The sequence below is a fragment of the Hymenobacter siberiensis genome, from assembly GCF_018967865.2.
GTDB classification, from domain to species: domain Bacteria; phylum Bacteroidota; class Bacteroidia; order Cytophagales; family Hymenobacteraceae; genus Hymenobacter; species Hymenobacter siberiensis.
In genome coordinates this window covers 3825396-3845407 of record NZ_JAHLZY020000001.1, presented here as the reverse complement: position 1 = coordinate 3845407, position 20012 = coordinate 3825396, and the positions used below count along the sequence as shown (strand labels likewise).

Genomic DNA, 20012 nt, shown 5'->3' with positions numbered 1-20012 from the left:
AAAGATACTGGAATTAAGCGTGAAAATCCAGCCCAAACAGCGTGGCTTTCACCACGCCGGTGCGCACTACGAAATCGCCAAAGCCTTCGCCGGGCTGGCGCTCGACGGCGTAGGCGGCCAGCAGGGGCGCGAGCTCGCGCAGAATGCCGTCCTCGTCGAGCATTTCGCGGTACAGCTTGTTGAGGCGCTCGCCAGCGTGGTTAGCTCCGAGGTAAAGATTGTAGCGGCCGGGGGCTTTGCCCACCAGCGCTATTTCGCCCAGGTAGGGCCGGGCGCAGCGGTTGGGGCAGCCCGTCATCCGAACCAGAATGCCCGCCTCGGCCAGCCCGTGGGCGCGGATGATGGCATCGAGCTTGTCGAGCAATTGGGGCAGGTATCGCTCGGCCTCGGCGAAAGCCTGCGAGCAGGTGGGCAGGGCCACGCAGGCCAGAGCATTGCGGCGCAGAGCAGTGAGCTGCTCCGCTTTCGGGCCCGCGCCGTGGGCTTCGAGGATGGCCTGGATACGGATGCGATGGGCGGGCTCGATGTTGGCCAGAATCAGGTTCTGGTTGCCGGTGAGGCGGAATTCGCCGGTGTGGAAGGCGCTAATTTCGTGCAGTGCCGACTTGAGGCCGTAGCCGGGGCAGTCTAAGACCCGGCCGCCTTCCACAGACAAAACCAGGTGCGAAAGGCCGTCGGCGTTGCCGGTCCAGCCGAAGGCGTCGCTGGAGCTGTGGAACTGGTAGGGGCGGGTTCCGGCCAGCGCATAGCCCAGGCGCTGATGCAGCTCGGCTACGAAGGCGGGCAGGCCGGCGCGGTCGATGGTGTACTTGAGGAGCGAGAGCTTGCGGTTGGCGCGGTTGCCCCAGTCGCGCTGAATGGTCACGATTTTCTCGCACACATCCACCACTTTCTCCGTGGGCACGAAGCCGATGAGGTCGGCCAGGCGGGGGTAGGTTTCGGGCTGATTGAAGGTCATGCCCAGCCCGCCGCCCACGGCCACGTTGAAGCCCAGCAGCTGGCCATTTTCCTCGATGGCGATGAGGCCGATGTCGTTCGAGAAAATATCGGAATCGTTGTAGGGCGGCAGGTTCAGGGCGATTTTGAACTTGCGCGGCAGGTAGGTTTTGCCGTACACAGGTTCCGCGTCGTCGGTGGCTTCGGTGGTGTTTTGTAGCTCGCCATCGAGCCAGATTTCGTGGTAGGCCGTGGTGCGCGGCGTGAGGTGGGCGCTGATGGCGGCCGCCAGGGCCTGCACCTCGCCGTGCCCCCGGGACTCGTGCGGGTTCACGTTGCACATCACGTTGCGGTTCACGTTGCCGCAGCCGGCAATGCTGTCCAGCAGCGAATCGTTAAAGCCCTGGATGGTGGGGCGCAGGTCGCGCTTCAGCACGCCGTGCAGCTGGAAGGTCTGGCGGGTGGTGAGCTTGAGGGTGCCGTTGCCGTAGGCGTCGGCCAGGGCATCCATGCGCTGCCACTGGGGCGCGGTGGCCACGCCGCCCGGCACCCGCACCCGAATCATGAAGGAAAACAGCGGCTCCAGCTTCTGCCGCTTGCGCTCGGAATCGCGGTCGCGGTCGGTTTGCTGGTAGGAGCCGTGAAACTTGATGATGTGGGTGTCGTCGGGGTTCAGCGCGCCGGTGAGGCGGTTGTTGAGACTCTCGGCGATGGTGCCGCGCAGGTAGCGGTTGGCAGTTTTGACGTGCTCGACTTCGGAGAGTTGTGGTGGGGTTGTGGACATGATGTTGTGGCGCTCGCCTCACCCCCGGCCCCTCTCCGAAAAGGAGAGGGGAGCCACGGCGGCGCGGATATGTAGCACATGCTTTAGCTTGTGTGGCGTTGGGTTAAGTCAGGGTGATAAAGGCACAAGCTGAAGCATGTGCTACAAGGCATCAGGCTGCCCGCTCCGCCGGAGAGGGTACGCGGCACCGACGTTAGTACACGTCCTCCAGGTAGCGGCGCTGCTTGCGCAGGTTCTTCACGTAGGCCGCCGCGTCCTCGGCCGAGAGGCTGGCTTCCTTTTGCACTACCTGCGTGAGGGCCGTCAGTACGGCTCCGCCGAGGCGGTTTTTGTCGCCGCACACGTAGAATTGCGCGCCGTTTTCGAGCCAGCCAAACACGTCGCTGCTGTTCTCCAGCAGGTGGTCCTGCAGGTAGGTTTTCTCGGCCTGGTCGCGGGAGAAAGCCACGTCGAGCTTCGTCAGACTACCTTTTTTAAGGTGCTGCTGCCACTCGGCCTGGTACAGGAAACCGGTGGTGAAGTGCGGGTTGCCGAACAGTAGCCAGTTATGGCCGGTGGCCTCCCGCTCCACCCGCTCCACCACGAAGGCTCGGAACGGCGCGATGCCCGCGCCCGCGCCTACCATGATGATATCGGTTTCAAAATTCGCCGGCAGCTTGAAGTACTCGTTGTGCTCCACGAACACCCGCACCTCGTCGGGGTGGGCCCGCGCCTACTACGGTCAGGCGGGGGATAAAAAGGGGGAAATCAGGCATGGTTATTTGCGTCTGATTAATGGAAGGTTGAAGGGGAGGGGCCGTCCGCCGGTCTGACCGCCCTGGGCGGTCTGACCGGTCGTCGGGGAGGGCGTCGCGTCAGAGTGGCGCGCGGGCAATCGGTGGTGCTTCAACCTGTCAGACTGCCCAGGGCGGTCAGACCGGCGGACGGCATCAGATGGAAAACGCCGCCTCCGCCGGTACTTCTTCGGTGAAATATTTCGGGTCGGTGGCGGCCACGAGGCCGGCGGCCAGGGTGGCCCCGGTCTGCTCATCCACCAAGATAAAAGCGCCCGTCGCGCGGTTCTGGCGGTATTCGTCCACCACCAGCGGCAGGGCGGTTTTCAGGCGCACCCGTACGATGTCGTTCAGCCGGGCCTCGTCGGTGCCCTGGCTTTCGAAGGTTTCGATGTTGGTCTTTTGGAGGATGGTGGTCACGGCTGCTGTCACGGTAGCGGCATGGTGCTGCACCAGCAGCTTGCGGCCGGCGCGCAGGGGCCGCTCATCCATCCAGCAAAGCGTGGCTTCGAATTCGCGCACCACGGCCGGGTGGGCCGTGACGGGCACGATGGTATCGCCCCGGCTCACGTCCACATTGTCGCGCAGACGCAGGATTACGCCCTGCGGGGCCGTGGCCGTGGCCACTTCGCGCTGGTTCACTTCGATGGCCTCAAGCACCGTTTCCAGCCCCGAGGGCCAGATGCGGACCCGGTCGCCCTGGCGGTAGGTCCCCAGAGTTGATACGTTCTCTGTCAGGGCATGAAATATTTAAAGTTCTGGGCGAAGAAAAGTTGGGCGTAGCTGATGGAGGCATCGACGTTAGTGAGTAGGAAATTCAGGGCCAGGGTATTGAAGAGGGCCGCGTTGACGGCCGCGACGCGGTGGCGGATACCGTTGGTGTCTTGATTAAAATGCACGTCACGGGTGCGGTGGAGCTTGTTTTCGATGCCCCAATGCCCGCGAATGCCGACGGCGAAGTCGGCGGCTGAACGGTTACGCAGGCTGGTGAGGTAGTAGCGCGTTTGCCGTGTGGTGGCGTGCGGGCCCACCACGGTTTTGACGACGACCACGCAGCGCGCCACCCCGGCCCAGTCGGCCTGCCAGTGTGGGGCCGCAGGGTATACGCTGGTCTGCCAGCACAACGGGCGGCCGTCGCGGCGCTCGTCATGGCGGTGGGTCGCCCCGGCGGGCGTGGGGTCGGCGGCGTGTAAAGCGGCGATAGCGGCCCGCAGCTTAGGTTGGTTGCCTTTGACTTGCAGCACGTACTCGTTGCCGCTGGTCACGATGGCATCGGCCGTTTTTTTGGGCGTGCAGCGCGTCGAGCGTCAGCACCACGCCCCGGTCCTGCAAGCCGGCGAGTAGGTCGCGGATGACGCTCATCTCCCCCGTTTTCTGGTCCGTGTAGTCCTGCAGGGCCAGGGTCAGGCCCGTGCGCTGACAATACAGGCTCACAACCGAGACAACGCTTTGGCTAGCCTGCTGGGCCCCCTGCACGGTGGAGCGCAGGCTTTGCCCGTCGCCGGCCACCCAATCCCCAGCCTGCGTCTGCGACGTGAATCAGCGGTCAAAGGCCTGGGCCAGCGCGTCTTTGTCCAACGCCTGCAACAGGTCCCGAAAGGCCCCGTAGCTGGGCAGGCCGTGGCGCAATCCGAAATAAGCGGTAAAAAAAGCCGCGTTGCTGCGACCAAACTGGGCCATTTTTCGCGGCCCCGTGTACCCGCTGGTAATGGCCAGAAACGTCATCCACAGCAAGGCGGACAGCGAGAATCGTTGCCCCTGCGGGCGGCGCGGGTCGCGCACCTGCTGAAAAAATTCCGCTAGCTCCATTGCGTTTTTTACCAGCAAATCTACCGATTCTAACAGAACCTATCAACTCTGAGAGAGGCCTAGCCCGGCATTCGTTCCACCACCGGGTCGAGGCCCTGGTGGGCGGCGGTGGCGTGCAGGCCGCACTCCTTGGCCGCCGCGTCTTCCCACCACCAGCGGCCGGCGCGGAAGTCCTCGCCCAGCGCAATGGCCCGGGTGCAGGGCGCACAGCCGACGCTCACGAAACCTTGCCGATGAAGCGGGTTAACCGGAATGCCGTTGGCCTGCGCGAAGGCTTCGCACTCGGCCCAGGTCCAATCAAATAGCGGGTGCACTTTGATGAGCCCGTGGCCGGCATCCCACTCGGCCGGGTGCATGGTCTGGCGGTTCTGCGACTGTTCGGCACGGATGCCCGTCACCCACACCTGCTGGCCGGCCAGGGTCCGGCTCAGCGGCTCCACCTTGCGGATGTTGCAGCACTCCTTCCGGTTCGCTATGCTCTCGTAGAGGCTGTTGGGGCCTTTCTGGGCGACTAATTTTTCGAGCGCGGCAGTTTTGGGGGCGAAGACTTCGATGGACTTCTGGTAGCGCAGCAGGGTCTTGTGCCAAGTGGAGTAGGTTTCCTGAAAATTGCGGCCCGTGTCGAGGGTAAATACCCGGATGGGTATGTCGTTTTCGAAGATGAAGTGGGTGATAATCTGGTCCTCCAGCCCGAAGGATGTGGAGAACGAGACGCGGCCGGGGAAGTGGTCGGCCAGAAGGGCCAGCGTTTCGGGTGCCGAGCACTCGGGCAAGTAGCGGCGCAGGTCCGCGACCTGGCTTTCAAGGGGGAATGCCATGATGAAAGAGGGCGTTTTTCTCCGCAGAAAAAATCGAAATGGGCCGCGAAGGCTGCAAAAACCCGCTACGCGTCGCGCAATGAATCAATCACCACAAAAGGGTAGTAGCGGGGTGGCTGCCGCAGCAGCCGCCGGAAGAGTGGCCCTAGCTCAACAACCAGCAATCTTCCCCGGCATAGCGGCCAGGGAACAGCCAATGCAACAACACATTCGGCGCGGCGCGGGTGGTGGATTACAGGCGGGAATTGAGCAATGTGCTCACGGCAGTTTTTATATGTCAGGACTTGGCACCGTTCCAACTAGTGGGGGTTGCCGGCGTTTCGTCGAGCCTGTCTCTCCGCGCCTCTGTATAAAAATGGGTAGCGTCCCAAACGGGGGTTGTTGGCGCAAATGTAAAGGATGAAATTGCGAAATGCCAAAATTTTATGTTGCTGTGGTGCAGCTGGTTACCTGCTCCAACCGTTTGGCGACGCCCGGAAACTGCGTAATTTGGCGATGCAACCCCTGAACCCGCCGCGTGGTCTATGGATTGCTTAAGCACCTTTAAGACCTCGTTTTCTGCATGGAAGCCCTGTCCCTTTCCGCCTACGTCGACATCAACGCCCCGCTGGTGGAGCGCTGCCGCCTCAACGACCGCCAGGCCCAGGCCGAGATTTACCGGCGCTACTCCAAGGCCATGTTCAACGCGGCCCTGCGCATCACCGGCGACTATGCCGAGGCCGAAGATGTACTCCAGGAATCATTCCTGAGCGCCTTTCGCGAGCTGAGCGGCTACAAGGGTGACTCATCGTTCGGGGCCTGGCTCAAGCGCATTGTGGTGAACAAAAGTATCAATTGCCTGCGGCAGCGGCGGCTGGCACTAGTGCCTCTGGGCGAGCAGCACCACGAGGAGCCCGCCGAAGCCGCCGCCCTCTCGCCCGAGGACGAGGCCGATACCCACTACCGCGCCGACGTGCTGCGCCGCTGCATCCAGGAGTTGCCCGACGGCTACCGCGTGGTGCTCAGCCTCTACCTGCTCGAAGGCTACGACCACCTCGAAATCGCGGGCATCCTGGGTATTTCCGAATCGACTTCCAAATCACAGTACAGCCGGGCGCGGGTCCGGCTGCGCGAGCTGGCCGCCCAACGGGGCCTGAGTTAAAATTTATCCCTTATCAATCATTATATAATCGTTTCACTACCCTTCATCCGTTTTCGCCCGGCCGCGGTTTTCGTATAGCCCCGTGGCCCGCCCTGAACCTGGACGAACCGTGCGTCTGCTACTCATTCATGGATACCAAGAAAATTAATTCCCTCGAAACCTTCGTTGAGCGGCACCGCGCCGATTTCGACACCCACGAGCCGCGCCCCGACCTCTGGGCCGCGCTGGAGGAACAGCTCGGTGCCCCTGCCACCGCGCCCCAAACCCCGGTTATGCGCCTGGCCGATGCGCCGGAGGTGCCATTTATTGCGCCCGTAGCAGCAGGAACCCAACCGAAGGCCCGCGCCGGCTGGTTTCAGCGCTACGGCGTGGCGGCGGCGCTGGCCCTGCTCGTATTTGCCGCCGGGGCCAGCGAGGCCTGGAAAGCCAACCGGGCCGCGCCCGAAACGGCCGTGGTGGCCGCGCCGGCCGCTGCTACTCCTGGCACCGTTGCTACCGAACCCGATGCGGCCCTGTACCAGGGCGGCAACCCGCTCTCCCTCACCGCCGCCGAGCACACCACCGGGGCCGACAGCCAGCTGGTGCGCGCCGTGCGCGGCATGGAAACCTATTACACCAACCAGCTGGCCCGCCGCCAAACCGAGCTGAGCCAGCTCAGCGGCCCCGGCATGGCCGCCATGAACGCCGACTGGCAGCATGAGCTGGTGTCGCTCGACTCCAGCTACCGCGAGCTTAAGCAGCAGCTGCTGCACCATCCGCAGCCCGATGCCGTGCTCACGGCCATGAACCGCAACCTGCAAATCCGCCTCGACATTCTCGACCGGCAGCTGAACCTGGGCAATACGGCCCAGGCAGTTCCCAACAACAATTCTTACGTGCTGGCCGATAGCCGGCGCCAGGCCGAATGAACCCGCCCCTGGCTTTGCGGGTAAGCCGATGGGTGGCGCTGTGCGGCGGGCTTCTGAGCCTGCTGGCCCCGCAGCCCACCCGGGCGCAGGATGGCCAAACCCGCTGGTTGGCAGTGGGCCACGGCGTAGCCATTCATATTCTGACGCCTGATGCGCGCCATGCCGAGGCCGCGCTTTTTGGCGAGGAACAGGAGCCCCAGCAGCATCAGCAGAACCCGTTGGTAGCCCAGACCGACGACCAGGGCAGTGCCAGCCTGCAGGTAGAGCAGCGCCGCCACTTGGTGCGCAGCTACGCGGTACCGAAATCCGGTCGCCCGTTTTCGCTCGATACGCGCTACGGCCGGGTGCAAATCAATACCTGGAATAAGAAGGAAATCAAGGTGGATGCCGAGTTGGTAGCGCGCTCGGAAAGCGACGCCGGGGCCCGCCAGATTCTCGACGCGCTGGGCGTACAGTGGCTCGATTACGATGCCAAAACCGGTGGCGTGGCCGTGAGCACGCAGTTTGGCCCCGCGTTGCGCGGCCGGGCCGGCGGCTGCCGTTACGAGGTGAACTACACCGTGTGGCTGCCCCGCACCACGGCCCTGAAAATCTACAATAGCTTTGGTGAAGTGACCGTGGCCGGCGATGTAAGCGGCCCCACCGAGCTGGCCATGGAATACGGCACCCTGCGCACCGCCCGCCTCGAAGGCCCGCGCAACCTCATCCGCATCGTCAACGGCGACTGCCGTATTGCCTTCGTGGCCCGCGCCAGCATCGACGCCAGCTACGCCCAGCTGCGCCTCGACACGGGCACGACCGTGGACCTGCGCAACAACTATTCCGACGTGGACATCGGCACGGTGCAGGACCTCACCGTGCACAGTAAGTATGGCGACGTGGCCTTGGGCACCGTGCGCAACCTGCGCGGCTCGTCGGGTTACTCGCGCTTCACCATCGATAAGCTGGATGAGGCCCTCGATATGGCCCTGCGCTACTGCCCCGATTTCGTAGTGCGCGATATGGGCGCCAATTTCCGCCAAGTGAACCTCGACGGCGGTTTCAGCACCATCCGGCTGGGCTTTGCCGAGGCCCCGGCCTTCCGCTTCGACGTGAGCACGGAGCAGGGGCAGCTGCTGGTTGACAAAGACCTGGTGCGCGTGCTCTCGCAGGAAAACGGCCCCCGCACCAGCGACGTGCTGGGCACCTTCGGGTCCGTAGCCCCCACCCGCCGGGCTGGCAATGTGAATATTAAGGTGCGCTACGGTACGGTTAGATTTAGCAAGTAGGAGCGGGGCATAAATAGGTTTTTTTGGGGAAAGCACAGCGACAGCTTACCCGGCATTTTTGCCGGGTAAGCTGTTTTGTCATGCGGGGATTATGGCCGCGACCCGAGATAGAGCCGGGACAGGTAATCGTTGGCCTGTTATTGTATGATTACGTTAGTATGAAATTATTTTATAATTTATTGCCATTAGTTAATTAATAGGGATTCGAACAAAATCCTGAATATTCATCTGCCGACAAATAGCAGTCTTCTGGACAGTAAAATTAGCCATCTAGTAGTAAAACAGCCATTGACAGAAAAGTGGGATTGTGTTCGTGAGATAGCAGGGTAGCTTGCATCATGTCAAAATATGCGGCAAAATGTCTGGCCGCCTGATTTGGCATTTTTGGATTCTTCCGCTTCTTCAACCACCCCCTTTTTTATTGTATGACAAAACATTTACTACTTCCTTCACGGGGCAGCTATTGGGCGGGGCGTTGCCTGGCCTGGCTGTTTTTGCTGGCGCTGGCCCCGGCCGGGGCTTGGGCACAAACGGTCAAAACCATTGGTGTCGAATACGCCAATTTTACGGCTGCTATCACGGATATCAACATCAATTTTGCCACTGGTGGCATAACAGTGAATGTGCCAGCAGGCTACACTGAAACTCCGACGGCCGCACTCCCGCTACTGTTGGCTCAGGGCACTGGCGGAGCCACAGGGCAAATTATCTTCCAGAAGTCAGGCGCAGGGGCGAATCCCAATATTACGGCCCAGTTGAACAGCACCTCAACCACGGTGGACGGCATCGTGCGCCTGAACGGCGCCGACTACGTGACATTTGACGGGATTGACCTGAGCGAGAACGCCGCCAACGTGACCGCGACCACGCAGATGGAGTTCGGCTATGCCCTGTTCCGGCCTTTGACCACGAACGGCTGCCAGAACAACACGTTCAAGAACTGCGTCATCACGCTCAACAAAACCAACGTCAACACATTCGGCATCTACGGGGCGGGCGGCGTGAGCACGCTCATAACCACGGTGGCAGCCACCACGACGGCCGGGGCCAACTCGGCGAACAAGGTTGACGGGTGCATCATCACCAACTCGGCCACGGGCATCTATTTTACGGCTTCAACCTTGACGGCGCTGGCCAACTACGACCAGAACAATGAAATCGGGGTGGTGGCCGCCAACCAGATTTACAACTTCGGCACGACGGCCACCGGCTGGGGCATCGGCGGCAACTACCAGAACGGGTTTAAGGTGGTAAACAACACCGTCAACAACACCCTGAACTATGCCGGCGGCACGACGTCGGCAGTAGCGGCCAGCACCGTGACGAGCACCCTGCGCGGCGTGTATGGCAACGCCGGCCCGTCGGCCAGCATCACCATCACGGGCAACACCATCACGCTGGCCAGCGGCTCCACCACGTCGGGGATGACGGGCATTGATAACGGCATCGGCAGCACGGCGGCCGGCAATACGGTGAATATTACCGGCAACACGGTAACGAACTGCACCTACGCTACAGCCACCACGGGCGCTTTTCTTGGCATCACCAGCTCAGCCACGGCCGCCACGGTGAACCTGACGGGCAATTTTGTCACCAACAACAGCACTCCCGGCACGGGTACGATGACGCTAATTTCGTCGAGTGCGGTAGCGGCGGGCAGTGCGGTGAACATCAATAACAATACCCTGACGGGCAACAGTAAAACCCCGGTCGCCACTACGGCTTCCACTTCGCTACTATGTGTTACGTTGGGTTCCGCTACTACCACGATTTCGGGCAACACGATTAATAACAACAGCATCGTAACGTTAGGAACTTCCACTACGGCTTGTACCCTTACCGGCATCAACAGCACTGCTACCTCGACCCCGAGCGAAAACATCACGGGCAACACCGTCACGGGCCTGACTATTAGTGGTACGAGCACGGCCACCACCCATACGTTGCGCGGCATCGTGACGGCAGCCAACGGCACCGGCGATGTGCAGACGCTGACCGGCAACGTCATTGGCGGGCTGGCCATTGCGTCGGGTAGCGGCACCGTCACGGGTATTTCAGTGCCGACGGGCGGAGGCACGGGCAGCACCATCTCGCGCAACAAAATATATGACCTGAGCGCCACGGGCACAGCGGGCATCGCGAACGGCCTCACCATCACGGCGGGCGGCACCTATATGGTGAGTAACAACCTGATTGGCGACCTGCGGGCACCGGCCGCCACCGGGCTGCTGGCCATTGCGGGGTTGAACATTACGAGCGGCACCCAGGTAAACGCGTACTTCAATACCATTTATCTGAACGCCACCGGTGGGGCTACCTTCGGTACCTCGGGCGTGTACCTGGGCAGCACTACGCCTATCCTCGACCTGCGCGACAACATTGTAGTGAACACCTCGACCGCTGCTGGCACGGGCGGCTACACGGCGGCCCTGCGCCGGGTGAGCGGCACGGCCGCCACGGTGCCGGCCAACTACGCCACCACCTCGAACAACAACCTGTTCTGGGCCGGCGCGTCGTCGGCCACCAACCTGATTTATGTGGAGGGCACCACCACGGCCACCAACCCGCAGCAGACGCTGGCGGCTTACAAGGCGTTCATGGCGAACCGCGACCAGGCTTCGGTAACGGAGAACCCGCCCTTTCTGGGCACCGATGGCACCCTGGCCAATTTCCTGCACATCAACACCGGCATTTCGACGCAGGTGGAGAGCGGCGGTGCCCCGGCCGGGGGCATCACCACCGACGTGGATGGCATTGATGTCCGCAACCTGACCACGCCCGACATCGGGGCCGACGAAGGCACCTTTACGCCGAACGACATGACGGCACCCAGCATTACCTACACCGCGCTGGGCGGCACCGGCAGCACCGGTAACCGCACCCTGACCACGACCATCACCGACGGTACCGGCGTGGCCACGGGCTTGGGGGCACCGCGCATCTATTTCAAGAAAAGCACCGGCGGCAGCTACTTCTCGGCCGTGGCAACGTCCATTTCGGGCAGCACCTACACCTTCACCATCAGCGCAGCGACGCTGGGTGGGGTGATGGTGGGGGACATCATCCAGTATTATGTGGCCGCCCAGGACAACAGCAGCAACAATAACATCGGCAGCACTCCCTCCGGGGCCACCGGCATCAACCCGCCCGGCAGCGCTGGTTTCAGCGGTACGCCGAACAGCTACACCATCCTGCCTTCGCTGGCGGGCAACTACTACGTGGGCACCAGCACGCACACCCCGCCGGCCGTCTATGCCACGCTGACCGCCGCCGCCGCTGCTTACAACGGCAGCGCCCTGCTCGGCGCGGTGAACTTCATTCTGATTGACCCGGCCTACTCGGCCGCAACCAGCGAAGTCTTCCCCGTTACCTTCAACGCCAACGCCGATGCCAACGCCACGAACGTGCTGACCATTAAACCCGAAACGGGCGTAACGGCGACCGTGACGGGCAGCTCGGCGGCTACGTCGGTCATCCTGCTCAACGGGGCCGACTACGTGACCCTGGACGGCTCGAACAACGGCACTACCACCCGCAACCTGACCCTGACCACGGCCAACACCACCACCGGCTCGGCCCTGGTGTTGGTGGCCAGCCTGGGCACCGGCGCGGGCGCGACTTTCAACACGGTGAAGAACCTGAACCTGGTGGGCGGCACGCCCACCGTGACGACGGCCTTTGGCGTGTATGCGGCCAGCGCGACGCTCTCCACCTCGGGCACCGGGGCCGACAACGACAACCTGACGGTGCAGAACAACGTCATCACGACGGTGTATAACGCCGTGTATGCGCGGGGCGTGGCCGCCACCGGCCTGCTCGACAACCTGCTTATCGAGAGCAACCAGATTGGCTCGGCCACGGCCGGCAGCACGGTAACCTTCCGGGGAGTGGATGTGCAGAACGCCACGGCCCCGGTGGTGCGAATCAACCGCATTGAAGGGATGACGACGGTTTCGACCCTCAGCATTGCGGCCATTGATTTGGGCACGAACGTGACCAACGCGGTGGTGAGCCGCAACTACATCGCCAACCTGCGCTCGCTGAACGCGGGTGGCTACGGAGCTTACGGCATCAACATATCGAGCGCCACGGGCACGAGCGGCATCGAAATCAGCAACAACATGATTATGGACGTGCTGACCTACGGTGATGCGGTGGGTACAACCTTCAACGCATTTGGCATCCGCATCGTGGGCGGCACGGGCCACAAGCTTTATTACAACAGCGTGGCACTAACCGGCAACCAGGTGGATGCATCGGCCGATGCCGGCCTGAGCGCCGCGCTGGTCATCACCGCTGGCACGGGCATGGATGTGCGGAACAACATCTTCTCCAACAGCCAGACCGGGGAAAGCGGCACCAAGTCCTACGCCTTTTATGTGACGGCCGGAGCTACGCCCTTCACGACCATCAACTACAACGACTACTACGTGAGCGGGGCCAATGGGGTGCTGGCCTTTGTGGCCTCGCTCGACCGGGCCGACATAACGGCCGTTCGCACCGGCACCGGCCAGGATTTGAACTCCATCAACCAGCCGCCGCCCTTCACGAACACCAGCACCGACCTGCACCTGAACGCCGTGGCGGCGGCGCTGCCGTTTGACGGCACGGCGACCCCGGTGAGTGTGGTGGTGGACTACGACGGCACCTCGCGCAGCGGCACGCCCGACATCGGGGCCGATGAATTCAGCATTCCCCTCCAGGACGTGGGCATCACGGCCCTGGTGCAGCCGGGAGCCAGCGTGTGCTACAGCGGCAGCCAGCCGGTGCAGGTAACCATCCGAAATTACGATGCCACGGCCACGACGGCTGCCATCCCGGTATCGGTGACGGTGACCAAGCCCGGCGCGGTTACCGAAGTGGTGAGCGGCACCTTTAGCGGCAGCATTCCGGCCAGCGGCACGGCCAACTTCACGGTGGGCAACTATGCGGTGACGACGGCGGGCAGCTACACGTTCGATGCCAGCACCTCGTATTTCAACGACCCGGTGGCGGGCAACAACGCGCTGGCCACCCAGACGGTGACCGTGTCGATTCCGCCGACGTTGAGCTTCACCGGCAGCACGACCATCTGCAACGGCAGCAGCACGACACTCACCTTCAGCCCCAGCACCTACACCACCCTGAGTGTACTGCCCACCACGGGCACGGTGGTGAACAACGTCTTGCACACCATCACCTTCAACCCCACTACCAGCACGGCCTACACCGTGACCGGCAACGACGGGGCCGGGGCGGCCAGCTGTACCAACACCGTGGCCGTGTCCATTACGGTGAACCCGACCCCGAACGCCCCGACGCTGACCCCCGGCACTCCGGCTGCTTATTGCGCTGGCGGCAACACGGTGGTGGTGGCTTCGACCAACACCAACCTGGTGGCCAATCAGACTTTGCTGACTGAGAACTTCAACGTCATTCCCGCCGCCTGGACGACGACCACCACCAGCACCACCAGCACCGGTGTTGCCGCCGTTTGGGCTTTGGTGACCCCGCCCTACACCTACGCTAGCTTACTTACGGCCTGGAATGGTGCGAACGGTACGCCGCTGGCTTTTGCCAACTCGGATGCCGGAAACAGTGGTTCGACGACCAACACTCAGTTGATTTCGCCAAGCTTCAGCACATACAGCGCCGCTACGCTCACCTTCGACCACCTTTTCCGCTATCTTTCCGGTACAAGCACGGTGGACTACTCGGTGTCGGGCGCGGGCGGTCCTTGGATTCCGATTGTAAGCTACACCTCCAGCCAGGGGGTGAACCCGACTTCTACCACCCCCGGCACGGTAGCTGCCTCGCTAGTGCTGCCCGCCGGTGCCCTCAACCAAGCCAACGTGCGGATTCGCTACAACTACGTGGGTGGCTGGGACTATTACTGGGGCGTAGATAACGTGCTGGTGACCGGCACCGCGCCCGAATCGGCCACCTTCGCCGTGACCGGCGGACCCGGAGCCAGCGTGACGGGCAACAACATCACGTTCAACCCCACGACGACGACGACTTACAACGTAACGGCCAGCTACCCCAGCAGTCCCGGCTGCTCCAGCCCGGCCACGCCCATCACCATCACGGTGAACCCGCGGCCCACGGCCACGGCCAGCAACAACGGCCCGATTTGCGCCGGCAGCACCACCACGGTGTCGTTTGCCCTCACCGGCACCGCCCCCTGGAACCTGACCTACAGCGACGGCACCACCTCGACCCCGGTTACGGGCATCACGACCAGCCCCTACACGTTCACCACGGGTGCGCTGTCGGCCAGCACCACCTACACCGTCACGGCCCTGAGCGATGCCAACTGCACGGCCACGGCCTCGCCGGTGGCCAGCACCATCGTCACGGTGCGCCCGCTGCCCACCTTCAGCACCACGCAAACCAACGTGAGCTGCTTCGGCAGTAGCACGGGCAGCATCACCGTCACGGCCGCAGGCGGCACCGCTCCGTATGAGTACTCCATCAACAACGGGGTGACTTACACGGCCAGCGCCATCAATCCCTACACGTTCACGGGCCTGGCGGCCGGCACCTACCAGGTGTTGGTAAAGGGCCAGTTCTGCACGGCGGCCACGGCCCAGGCGGTCACCATCTCGCAGCCGGCCTCGGCCACGGCGGTCACGGCCACCAAAACCGATGAGACCGCCAGCGGGGCCAACGACGGCACCGTGACGGCCACCGGCAGCGGCGGCACCAGCCCCTACCAGTACAGCCTCGACGGGACTACTTTCCTGCCCACGACAGCCACGGCCGGCCCTCACACCTTTACGGGCCAGATGGCTGGCAGCTATACGGTAACGGTGCGCGATGCCAACGCCTGCACGGCCACCACCACCGTGACGGTGGGCACCGCCGCCAGCGTGTGCACGACGACAACCTACACCGGTGCCGCCCCCAACGACGGCAGCAACTGGTTCAACGCCGCCAACTGGACGGCCTGCGTGCCCACCCGCACCGTGGATGCCACCATCCCTGTCGGCCTGGCCAACTACCCGGCCCTGACCACCCAGGCCACGGCCGAGGTCCGCACCCTGACTATTGCCAGCGGCGGCAGCCTGGCCCAGAGCGCGGGCATCCTGGCCGTGTACGGTAACCTGAGCAACAGCGGCACCACTACCCTGACTGGGGGCATGGTGTCCCTGCGGGGCAGCTCACCCACGGTCACGGGCATGAGCACGTTCTACGCCCTGGAAGTGGACCTGAGCGGCGGCACGATGGCCCTGAGCAACGCCACCAGCATCAGCAGCGGGCTGACCATGAAGACGGGTGTCCTCAGCACCAGCAGCTTCACCCTGACGCTGCTCACCGGCTCCCTGCTCTCGGAAACCGAAAGCAGCTACCTGCTGGGTACCGTGATTGTGCCCGACCGCACCCTGACGGCCGGCACGGCCGAGGGCTTCAGCGGCATCGGCCTGGTGCTGACCCCCGCCGTGGGCTCCGTCAGCCCCGGCCTCACGCCGGTGGTGCGTACCACCGGCACGGCCCTCACGGGCGCGGGCTCCAGCGTGAGCATCACGCGCTACTTCGACATTCAGCCGGCTACCAACACCGGCCTGAACGTGGACATGGTCTTCAACTACTTCACCCACGAGCAGAACGGAATTCCGACCGGCAATCTGGCCTTGTTTAAGTCAGTGACGACTACGAGCGGCCCCTGGGCCAATCAGTCGCCAATCACCGCCGGCATTAAAACGATAAGCAAAGCCGGCATCACGGACTTTTCCATCTGGACCCTCGGCAACCTGGGCGCGCCCCTGCCCGTGGAGCTGACGCGCTTTGAGGCCACCCGCGCCGGCAGCGATGCCGCCCTGACCTGGAGCACGGCTACGGAGAAAAACAGTCGGGGCTTTGAGGTGCAGGTGAGCACCGACGGCCGCAGCTACCGCGTGCTGAGTTTCGTGGCCAGCCCCACGGCGGCCAGCACCAGCCCGCGCGAGTACGCCTACCTCGACCGGGAGGCCAGCAAAGCCGGCCTGCGCTACTACCGCCTGCGCCAGCTTGACCTTGATGGTACGGCGACCTTCTCGCCGGTCCGCACCCTGCGTTTCGAAGGCAAGGATGCCCGGTCCTTCACGGCCGCGCCCAACCCCTTCCGTGAGCGCCTGACGCTGACCGTGGAACTGCCCGCCGGCCTGGTGGCCGCCCCGGCACTACTGAGCCTGACCGATGCCGCCGGGCGCAGCCTGCTCACGCAGCGCACGCCTGCCCTGCCGGCCGGCACCAGCCAGCTGGAGCTGCCCGACCTGGCCCCGTTGGCCAGCGGCGTGTACTTCGTGCACCTGGCCGTGCCCGGCCAGCCCGTGCAGCACCTGAAAGTGGTGAAGGAATAGTCCCGCCATCGCGGTGTTTGGAAAGCCTCCCGGTAGTTTACCGGGAGGCTTTTTTTGCTCGTTTCTGATTCGTCAAGCAACCAGAAATCAGTAACCAGAAACCAACATGTCCGGCAGGCTTTGGTAAGCCGGGTATGCCGTTCTTTGGGCGATGTTTCCACGACTTCTGCTCCTGCTTCTGTCAGCCGGCCCCGCGCTGGCCCAATCTGTCAGCCCCGTGCTTCCCGCCGCTCAACACTCCGCCCTCAAAACCTACGCCCTGCGCCTGCGCCCCGGCGACGACCTGCGCCAGCAGCTCACGGCTTTCGCGCAGCAAAACCAGATTCTGGCCGGCACCATGATTACCTGCGTGGGCAGCCTCACGGTGGCCACGCTGCGGCTGGCCAATCAGGAAGGGCCAAGCGTGTACAAAGGCCATTTTGAAATCGTGTCGCTGGTCGGCACGCTGTCGGTCAATGGCTCGCATTTGCACCTGGCGGTTTCGGACAGCACGGGCCGTACCATCGGTGGGCATTTGCTGGATGGCTGCCGGGTGTACACCACCGCCGAAATTGTGCTGGGCGAGCTGCCGCAGCTGGAGTTTCGGCGCGAAAAGGACGACACGTTTGGCTATCAGGAGCTGGTGGTGCGGCCGGCTCCCAGTCCGGCCGATGCAAAAGATAAAGCACGTAAATACTAGCCGATATTCTGGCCGGCCGGGGCAATAGCAACGGCCCGAAAACGTACCTTCGCCCCATGACTACTGCCACCGATACCCCGCAAGCCGTCGCCTTTCGCCGCCAGGTGCTGAACCCGTTCAAGCTGCGGCTGTTCATGATGCGCAAGCTGCCCATGGCGTGGCTGGCGGGCCTGCGCCTCACGCAGCTCACGCCGGAAACGGCCACGGTCACCATTCGCTACAAATTCCTTACCCAGAATCCGTTCCGTAGTCTCTATTTCGCCTGCCTGGCCATGGCAGGGGAGTTTGCCAGCGGCATCCAGGGCATGATGCAGGTGCAGGCGGGCGGGCCGGTTTCGATGCTGGTGACAAGCATTCAGGGCGACTTCACGAAGAAAGCCGTGGGCCTCATTGCCTTCACCTGCCCTGATGGCCCGCTCATTGCTCAGGCCGTGGCCGAGAGCCGTGCCACCGGCGAGGGCCGCACCGTAGTCTGTACCAGCACTGGCGTAGACGAGGCTGGCGACGTGGTGGCGGTGTTCAAGCTCACCTGGTCGTTTCGGGCAAAGCGGTAGGCGGGTTATTGGCCCGGCTTCTGCAGCAATTGCAGAATGTGGTCGAGCTTACCAGTTACTCCATCCAGCTGGGTTTCTACCCCATCTAGTTGGGTTTTCATCACGTCCTGCTGGGTTTTCATCACGTCCTGCTGGGTTTTCATCACGTCCTGCTGGGTTTTCAGGTCATTTTGCTGCGCTTTCATCGTCAGTTGCTCACGCAATAAGAAACTGATGTTTTCGCCTTGCTGAACGACTGCCGTGCTTACCTGGCTTATGGCAAAGCTCAATTGCTTGAGCTGAGCAGTGTGCCTGTCCAGGATGCTCATCGTTTCGGAAAGCAGCGGTTCGAGTTGATTGAGGCGGTCGTCGGCAGTCATCGGATATGAAAGGCTAGGGAAAAGTGCCTGGTGAGTTTGGGGGCAGGAGGCAATAAAGTTACGTAAGTTGTCGTAAGAATATCGCCCGACGGGTGTTGTTTTCTTATTCCTTCACCGAAGTAATCACGTCCACCATTCCGTCCTCGCTCACCACGATGGCGATGCAGGGATAGTCGGAGCTTTCCACGTAGCGAAGGGCCGAGTTGTAGCGCGCGCCCCGCGTACCGTCGCCCCGGCCCGAGGCGCGGCCGTCGAGAATGACCCCAATGGAATAGCAGTAGCCCTCGGGGTCGAGGAGCACCGCGCCGTCGATGCTGGTGACGAGGCGGGTGATGAGCGGCGTGAGCGGCACGGGCTCGATGAGCATGCATTGTAGCTTGAGGCGGTCGGCTTCGGCCAGGGCCTCGGTGGTGATGACCAGGAGTGTGCCGTGCTTCTGGCGGCTGGCTTCGAGCACCACGTCCCAGAGGCGCTCTACTTTGGGCGCGTCGGTGAGGGCGAAGGTGCGCTTGAGGGCCTTGCGGAAGGCCGGCCGGCTGAGGCGCGGGCGCGGCAGGCCGGGCAGGCCGTAGTGCGAGCGCATGAGGATATGCCCGGCATGCTGAAGCTCCCAGGCATAGTGCGTCACGAAGCTGATAACGAATAAATCCTCGCGCACGGCATCGTAGTGGCCAATTTGGCGGCCCAGGGCGTACACGTTTTCGCCGTCGGCGAGCAGGTGCACGTCGGGCGTGGCCATTTCCAGCAGCTTGCGCACGGCGCGGTAGTCAGTGAGCTCGGTGGGGCAGGTGAGGGCGAATACCTCTTCGATGTTGGGGTGGCCGCGCCGGGCCAGCAGCAGGTTGCCCACGCCCTCGGCGCCCTCGTAGCGCAGGCTGCTGATGGTGTTGCAGGTGGCAAACAGCTTGATAGTAGCCGGGTCGAGGCCCAGGGCCTGGGCGGGCGTGTCGAGGAAGGTTTTGCCGGCGGCGCGCAGTAGCTCCTCACTTTCGCGGGGCCGCATGAAGATGCTGGCCCCCGGCTCGGGCTCGCTCAGGGCTTTCACGCCTTCCTCGTTGAAGCGGTACATGGCGGCCAGCAGCAGCGACGGGGCCAGCGGCTTGCCATCGGTGTAGTAGCGGGCGGGCTGCAATGAAGGGTAGGCCCGCAGCGGCTTGCGCAGCAGGCGCAGCACCGTAGTCACAAAGTAGCCGTTTATCTCTACCGGCCAGCCGGCAAAGTGCTGGTACTGGCCCTGCCCATCAAGGGCATTGAGGGTTTCCTGCACGGCATCGCGGATGCCGATGCCCTGGTGCTTGCGCCGGATGGCGGCGGCCGTCACGTCGTCGCGGTCGGGAAAGGGCCAGGGCGTGGTGAGCTGGCGCACGCGGCCCCGCGCCACCACGTCGGAAAATGCGGCGGCGGGCAGGTCGCTGTCGACGGGCTCCAGGCAGCGGGCGGACAGGGTGTCGTCGGCGGGCAGGGCGAGCAGCAGCACAAACGGCTTCAGGTCGTCATCTAGGGCATCGAACAAGTCCTGGGCCAGCGCCTGGGCTCCCTCGCGGTAGCGCACCTGGTAGGGCCAGATTTGGGCCGGCGGAACGATGATGGCAGGCGACTTTGAGGCAGCTAAGGAGCAGGAAGAGAGCATGGGTGGGGCAGCAGAGACTAAAAAAACGCCCC

The 20012-nt window shown here is 63.2% G+C and carries 13 protein-coding genes, 1 pseudogene and 1 riboswitch; of the genes and pseudogenes, 6 read left to right on the top strand and 8 right to left on the bottom strand.

The window, feature by feature from the left end:
- Window positions 1-13: 13 nt before the first annotated feature.
- From KQ659_RS17055 to KQ659_RS17030, 6 genes and pseudogenes are all read right to left on the bottom strand, one after another.
- Window positions 14-1720, bottom strand: a complete 1707-nt coding sequence (locus KQ659_RS17055) for an NADPH-dependent assimilatory sulfite reductase hemoprotein subunit (protein WP_216688146.1) — start codon at window positions 1718-1720, stop codon at window positions 14-16.
- A 193-nt stretch (window positions 1721-1913) separates the two neighbouring features.
- Window positions 1914-2411, bottom strand: coding sequence for a flavodoxin domain-containing protein (locus tag KQ659_RS17050; protein WP_216688147.1), 498 nt, complete (start codon window positions 2409-2411; stop codon window positions 1914-1916).
- A 238-nt stretch (window positions 2412-2649) separates the two neighbouring features.
- The gene (locus KQ659_RS17045; RefSeq protein ID WP_216679964.1) at window positions 2650-3153 is read right to left on the bottom strand and encodes an elongation factor 1-alpha C-terminal domain-related protein; all 504 of its coding nucleotides are present in this window, start codon (window positions 3151-3153) and stop codon (window positions 2650-2652) included.
- 74 nt (window positions 3154-3227) lie between these two features.
- A pseudogene (locus KQ659_RS17040) lies at window positions 3228-3770 on the bottom strand (ISAs1 family transposase); the annotation flags it as partial.
- A gap of 262 nt (window positions 3771-4032) precedes the next feature.
- A complete protein-coding gene (locus KQ659_RS17035) occupies window positions 4033-4302 on the bottom strand; it encodes a transposase family protein (RefSeq protein WP_216688148.1) in 270 nt (89 codons plus the stop codon).
- Window positions 4303-4361: 59 nt separating this feature from the next.
- Window positions 4362-5120: a phosphoadenylyl-sulfate reductase gene (locus KQ659_RS17030; protein ID WP_216686000.1), complete on the bottom strand. Its 759-nt coding sequence runs from the start codon at window positions 5118-5120 to the stop codon at window positions 4362-4364.
- A gap of 267 nt (window positions 5121-5387) precedes the next feature.
- A riboswitch (SAM riboswitch) is annotated at window positions 5388-5476 on the bottom strand.
- A gap of 206 nt (window positions 5477-5682) precedes the next feature.
- On the opposite strand from KQ659_RS17030, the gene KQ659_RS17025 reads away from it, so the two are divergent.
- The 6 genes from KQ659_RS17025 to KQ659_RS17000 all read left to right on the top strand — a co-directional run bounded on the left by KQ659_RS17025 (window position 5683) and on the right by KQ659_RS17000 (window position 17991).
- Entirely contained in the window at window positions 5683-6261 is a 579-nt protein-coding gene (locus tag KQ659_RS17025; protein WP_216679969.1) for an RNA polymerase sigma factor, read from the top strand.
- A gap of 128 nt (window positions 6262-6389) precedes the next feature.
- Window positions 6390-7169: a hypothetical protein gene (locus KQ659_RS17020; RefSeq protein WP_216679970.1), complete on the top strand. Its 780-nt coding sequence runs from the start codon at window positions 6390-6392 to the stop codon at window positions 7167-7169.
- Complete coding sequence (locus KQ659_RS17015; RefSeq protein WP_216688149.1) at window positions 7166-8437, top strand: hypothetical protein; 1272 nt, start codon at window positions 7166-7168, stop codon at window positions 8435-8437. The genes KQ659_RS17020 and KQ659_RS17015 overlap by 4 nt, the downstream gene beginning before the upstream one ends.
- A gap of 425 nt (window positions 8438-8862) precedes the next feature.
- On the top strand, window positions 8863-16758 hold the full coding sequence (locus KQ659_RS17010) for a beta strand repeat-containing protein (protein ID WP_216688150.1): 7896 nt from the start codon (window positions 8863-8865) through the stop codon (window positions 16756-16758).
- A gap of 151 nt (window positions 16759-16909) precedes the next feature.
- Entirely contained in the window at window positions 16910-17437 is a 528-nt protein-coding gene (locus KQ659_RS17005; protein ID WP_216688151.1) for a PPC domain-containing DNA-binding protein, read from the top strand.
- Between the two features lie 56 nt (window positions 17438-17493).
- Entirely contained in the window at window positions 17494-17991 is a 498-nt protein-coding gene (locus tag KQ659_RS17000; RefSeq protein ID WP_226930020.1) for a PaaI family thioesterase, read from the top strand.
- A gap of 5 nt (window positions 17992-17996) precedes the next feature.
- Here KQ659_RS17000 and KQ659_RS16995 read toward each other — a convergent pair whose 3' ends face one another.
- Window positions 17997-18350 (bottom strand): hypothetical protein, encoded by a 354-nt coding sequence (locus tag KQ659_RS16995; protein ID WP_216688152.1) that lies wholly within the window; start codon window positions 18348-18350, stop codon window positions 17997-17999.
- A gap of 103 nt (window positions 18351-18453) precedes the next feature.
- Complete coding sequence (locus KQ659_RS16990) at window positions 18454-19980, bottom strand: DNA integrity scanning protein DisA nucleotide-binding domain protein (protein WP_216688153.1); 1527 nt, start codon at window positions 19978-19980, stop codon at window positions 18454-18456.
- Window positions 19981-20012 lie beyond the last annotated feature (32 nt).

Coding starts and splice junctions, on each gene's coding strand:
- KQ659_RS17025 (WP_216679969.1), top strand. CDS start 5,683: ATGGAAGCCCTGTCCCTTTCCGCCTACGTCGACATCAACGCCCCGCTG.
- KQ659_RS17000 (WP_226930020.1), top strand. CDS start 17,494: ATGACTACTGCCACCGATACCCCGCAAGCCGTCGCCTTTCGCCGCCAG.
- KQ659_RS16990 (WP_216688153.1), bottom strand. CDS start 19,980: ATGCTCTCTTCCTGCTCCTTAGCTGCCTCAAAGTCGCCTGCCATCATC.
- KQ659_RS17055 (WP_216688146.1), bottom strand. CDS start 1,720: ATGTCCACAACCCCACCACAACTCTCCGAAGTCGAGCACGTCAAAACT.
- KQ659_RS17035 (WP_216688148.1), bottom strand. CDS start 4,302: ATGGAGCTAGCGGAATTTTTTCAGCAGGTGCGCGACCCGCGCCGCCCG.
- KQ659_RS16995 (WP_216688152.1), bottom strand. CDS start 18,350: ATGACTGCCGACGACCGCCTCAATCAACTCGAACCGCTGCTTTCCGAA.
- KQ659_RS17030 (WP_216686000.1), bottom strand. CDS start 5,120: ATGGCATTCCCCCTTGAAAGCCAGGTCGCGGACCTGCGCCGCTACTTG.
- KQ659_RS17015 (WP_216688149.1), top strand. CDS start 7,166: ATGAACCCGCCCCTGGCTTTGCGGGTAAGCCGATGGGTGGCGCTGTGC.
- KQ659_RS17020 (WP_216679970.1), top strand. CDS start 6,390: ATGGATACCAAGAAAATTAATTCCCTCGAAACCTTCGTTGAGCGGCAC.
- KQ659_RS17010 (WP_216688150.1), top strand. CDS start 8,863: ATGACAAAACATTTACTACTTCCTTCACGGGGCAGCTATTGGGCGGGG.
- KQ659_RS17005 (WP_216688151.1), top strand. CDS start 16,910: ATGTTTCCACGACTTCTGCTCCTGCTTCTGTCAGCCGGCCCCGCGCTG.